Genomic DNA, 2,316 nt, shown 5'->3' with positions numbered 1-2,316 from the left:
CTTGTAAATATGATGATCGGATAATTTTTCGGAGGAAAGAATTGTGGTCTCATTTTTATATTTAGATGACCCAATTTGAAACCCGAATTGGGTTTTTTTTATTTACGATTCATAAAATTTTCCTGAAAAAGCAAGCAAAAGTTTATGAAATTAATTAGTGTCTCTCCGTAAAGTAGCCTTTTCGAGACGTCACGGACCAACCTGTCTGGGCATAGTGTAACGAAGCCTGATTCCGTGACAAATTGAAAAAATTATCTATTAAGTTAATTATCGTTATAATTGTGAGTTGGAAAAACTTAAGTCAATTTCAAAAAAACGGAACTTAACTCAAGATTTTCCAAAGACACAGATCGGAGTTCCAAATGCATAAAAGTCTAATATCATTTTTGCTTCTTCTCTTTATGATGAGTTGCACTCAAAATGATTCCCAAATCGCAGGAAGCGATAAAAAAATTGTCGTTCTCTCACCCGAAATTGCAGAAATAATCTGCAAAATTGGTGGTGAAGAGAACATCGTAGCAGTAACTCGTGAATGTGATTTTCCCAAAAGCCTAAAACAGAAAATTCAAGTCGGAAGTTTCAGCAGACCAAATATTGAAAAAATAATCTCTTTACAGCCAGATATCATTATGCTCTCCGGACTTGAACAGGATATTGTTAAATCAAATTTCGAAAAGTTGGGAACGAATATTTATCAATTCTATCCGGCAAACGTGGATAGTTTGCTAAGTGCTATAAAGAAAATCGGAATTTTGGTAGGAGAAGAAAAAAACGCTCAAAATTTAGTAAAAGAATTTAAAACAAATTTAGCCCGAATACCTTTTCGAGAAAAGAAACCCACAATTTACATCGAAATTTATGACAAACCAATAATGACCGTATCATCAGAATCTTTTATCGGTAATTTGATTGAGAAAAGCGGAGGAGAAAATATTTTCAACCAATTGCCACGGGATTATTGTCGCATTTCTACTGAAAGAGTGATTGCACAAAATCCGAATATTATTTTTATCCTTTATCCGGGAATCACCAAGTCAGATATCGCAAACCGCTTGGGATGGGATAAGATTGATGCCGTAAAAAATAGGCAAATCTACACTACCCAAGATTTGAATAATAATCATTTTTTACGAGCCGGTCCCAGAAGTCTGCTGGCAATAGAAAAAATTGATTCCATAATTGGGAATTATCATAAATGAATTTATCGGGTTTTCGAGCATTTCAGCATATTTGGCTGTAAAAAAAATATCTTAATATGAAAAACAAAACCGCTATCACAATTTCGCTTATAAGTTTAATTGCGATTATCATATTTTCGCTTTTAATAGGAAGTGTAAAAGTAAATATATTTTCAATTTCCGAAATTGGTAAAAATATATTATTTAATATCCGCATTCCCCGCATTTTACTTGGTTTGATAGCTGGAATGGTTCTGGCGACCAGCGGAGGAATTTTGCAGGGAATGCTGAACAATCCACTCGCAGAACCTTATTTGCTGGGAATTTCTTCAGGGGCGGCTTTGGGAAGCATTGTTGCTCTCGTAATTCAAAAAGTATTTCTCATGCCTGTTTTAGGATTTATGGGAGCACTCCTCACGATGTTCCTCGTGTGGCATCTCGCAAAATCAAAAAACAGTATTCAACGAACAAAACTAATTTTAGCGGGAATTATTATTAATCTGTTTTTTTCGGCAATCATAGCTCTTCTGATGAGCATTTTCCAACGTGATATTAGCCAGATATTCTCTATCTTGATGGGAAATCTCGGTTATATTTTTTCTAGAGATAACATTCATATTTTATGGATAATTTCAATCGTTTCCGTGGGAGGAATAGTTTTTATCAATTTGTATTCCAATCGGTTGAATATTCTCACGATGGGAGATTATACGGCAAACAGCCTTGGGGTTGATGTTCAAAAAACGCGGAAATTGCTTTTTGTATTATCCTCTGTTCTCGTGGGGATTGTCGTGGCATTTACAGGTATAATTGGTTTTGTAGGATTGATCATTCCCCATATTTGCAGAATGATTATTGGACCCAATAATCGTTATCTTTTACCAATGTCCGGAATTTTGGGAGCCGCTTTTTTGCTTCTATGTGACACGATTGCGAGATCGCTTTTTGTTATCGAATTGCCGGTCGGAGTTGTTACCGCACTTTGTGGAGCCCCGTTCTTTATTTATTTGTTAAGAAAAAAGTAATATTATAATTTTATAAATTTGATCTTTGAAAAATTGTCTGAAGCAAAGTTGTTTGATTTATGAATATTTGTTGACTTTGTAGTAGGCATAAAATAGAGTGAAAGATGAAAAAA

The 2,316-nt window shown here is 34.5% G+C and carries 2 protein-coding genes; both read left to right on the top strand.

Annotation, left to right across the window (positions count from 1 at the left end; genetic code table 11):
* The first annotated feature begins 362 nt into the window (after positions 1–362).
* Positions 363–1,199 carry a helical backbone metal receptor gene (locus tag U9P79_02585; GenBank protein MEA2103517.1) on the top strand — a complete coding sequence of 279 codons (837 nt, stop codon included), beginning with the start codon at positions 363–365 and terminating at the stop codon, positions 1,197–1,199.
* A 56-nt stretch (positions 1,200–1,255) separates the two neighbouring features.
* Positions 1,256–2,203 carry an iron ABC transporter permease gene (locus U9P79_02580; GenBank protein ID MEA2103516.1) on the top strand — a complete coding sequence of 316 codons (948 nt, stop codon included), beginning with the start codon at positions 1,256–1,258 and terminating at the stop codon, positions 2,201–2,203.
* Positions 2,204–2,316 lie beyond the last annotated feature (113 nt).

The organism is Candidatus Cloacimonadota bacterium, from assembly GCA_034661015.1.
Taxonomy (GTDB): domain Bacteria; phylum Cloacimonadota; class Cloacimonadia; order JGIOTU-2; family JGIOTU-2; genus JAYEKN01.
The sequence above is the reverse complement of the archived record's forward strand: the minus strand, read 5'-3'. Positions and strand labels throughout refer to the sequence as shown.

Coding starts and splice junctions, on each gene's coding strand:
- U9P79_02585 (MEA2103517.1), top strand. CDS start 363: ATGCATAAAAGTCTAATATCATTTTTGCTTCTTCTCTTTATGATGAGT.
- U9P79_02580 (MEA2103516.1), top strand. CDS start 1,256: ATGAAAAACAAAACCGCTATCACAATTTCGCTTATAAGTTTAATTGCG.